Origin of the sequence: Acetobacter sicerae (assembly GCF_011516765.1) — a bacterium.
GTDB lineage: Bacteria > Pseudomonadota > Alphaproteobacteria > Acetobacterales > Acetobacteraceae > Acetobacter > Acetobacter sicerae.
Genome location: NZ_JAAABN010000060.1, coordinates 1 through 1886 on the forward strand (window position 1 = coordinate 1; position 1886 = coordinate 1886).

1 protein-coding gene is annotated in these 1886 nt (G+C 65.4%); it reads left to right on the forward strand.

The window, feature by feature from the left end:
• Nucleotides 1-1886, forward strand: a 1886-nt coding sequence (dxs, locus tag GVI59_RS18505; RefSeq protein ID WP_173575508.1) for a 1-deoxy-D-xylulose-5-phosphate synthase, incomplete at both ends; no start/stop codon positions are given.

The window sequence follows — 1886 nt, forward strand, 5'->3', positions numbered from 1 at the left end:
GACCTGCGGAACCTGTCGGTCGACCAGCTGAAGCAGGTCGCGGACGAGCTTCGCTCCGAGACGGTCGAGACGGTGTCCACGACGGGCGGTCATCTCGGCGCATCGCTGGGCGTGGTGGAACTGACGGTCGCGATCCATGCCGTGTTTGACACCCCCGACGACCGGCTGATCTGGGACGTGGGCCATCAGGCCTATCCGCACAAGATCATCACCGGACGCCGCGACCGCATCCGCACCCTGCGCCAGCCGGGCGGCCTGTCGGGCTTCACCCGCCGCTCGGAGAGTGAATACGACCCGTTCGGCGCGGCGCATTCCTCCACATCCATCTCCGCTGGCCTCGGCATGGCCGTCGCGCACCATCTGCGCGCCGAGGAAGATCCGTCCTACCGCGAGCGCAACGTCATCGCCGTGATCGGCGACGGCTCGATCTCCGCCGGCATGGCCTACGAGGCGATGAACAACGCCGCCGTCGCCGGTGAGGGCGCGGAGCGACTGATCGTCATCCTCAACGACAACGAGATGTCCATCGCGCCGCCGGTCGGCTCGATGTCGAACTACCTCTCCCGCCTGATGTCCTCGCGCCAGTTCATGGGCCTGCGTGACCTCGCCGGGAAATTCGTGAAAAAGCTGCCCAACCGTCTGGAACGCACCGCCAAGAAAGCCGAGGAATATGCCCGCGGCATGATCACCGGCGGCACGCTGTTCGAGGAACTCGGCTTCTATTATGTCGGCCCGGTCGACGGCCACGACATGACCCAGCTGGTGCCGATCCTGCGCAATCTGCGCGACACGGATCAGGGGCCGATCCTGCTGCATGTCATCACCGAGAAGGGCCACGGCTACAAGCCGGCCGAGGCGGCGGGCGACAAGTATCACGCCGTGGCGAAGTTCAACGTCGTCACCGGCGAGCAGAAGAAAGCTCCTCCGGGACCGCCGTCCTGGACCAACATCTTCGCCCGTGAGCTGATCGACCGCGCCAGCACGGACAACCGTATCGCCGCCATCACCGCCGCGATGCCGTCCGGCACGGGTCTCGACAAGTTCGCCACCAAATTCCCCGACCGCTTCTTCGATGTCGGCATTGCCGAGCAGCACGCCGTCACCTTCGCCGCCGGCATGGCGACGGAAGGACTGCGTCCGTTCTGCGCGATCTATTCCACCTTCCTGCAGCGCGCCTACGATCAGGTGATGCATGACGTGGTGCTGCAGAAGCTGCCGGTGCGCTTCGCCATCGACCGCGCCGGTCTGGTTGGCGCTGACGGCGCGACGCATGCGGGCTCGTTCGACATCGCCTATCTGGGCTGCCTGCCGGGCATGACCATCATGGCGCCGTCCGACGAGATCGAGCTGCTGAACATGACGGCCACGGCCTGCGAGTTCGATGAAGGCCCGATCGCGCTGCGCTATCCGCGTGGCAACACCTATGGTCTGGAACTGCCCGCGAAGGGCGAGATCATCCAGATCGGCAAGGGCCGCATCGTCCGTGAAATGGGCCAGCAGTCCGGACGCGAGAAGGGCGGGATCGCCATCCTGTCGCTCGGTCCGCGCCTGCAGGAAGTGCTTAAGGCGGCCGACCAGCTCGCCGCCCACGGCCTGCCGCCGACAGTGGCTGACGCCCGCTTCGCCAAGCCGCTGGATACGCAGCTTGTCGAGCAACTCGCCCGTGACCACGCCGTTCTGATCACCATCGAGGAAGGGTCAGTCGGAGGGTTCGGTTCGTTTGTCGCCCAGCATCTCTCAAAGACCGGCCTGCTCGATCACGTCCGTCTGCGCACCATGACGCTCCCGGATATGTTCATCGACCATGACAGCCAGTTCGAGCAATACAACGTCGCACACCTCAACGCCCCATACATCGTCCAGACAGCGCTCGCAGCGCTGGGGGT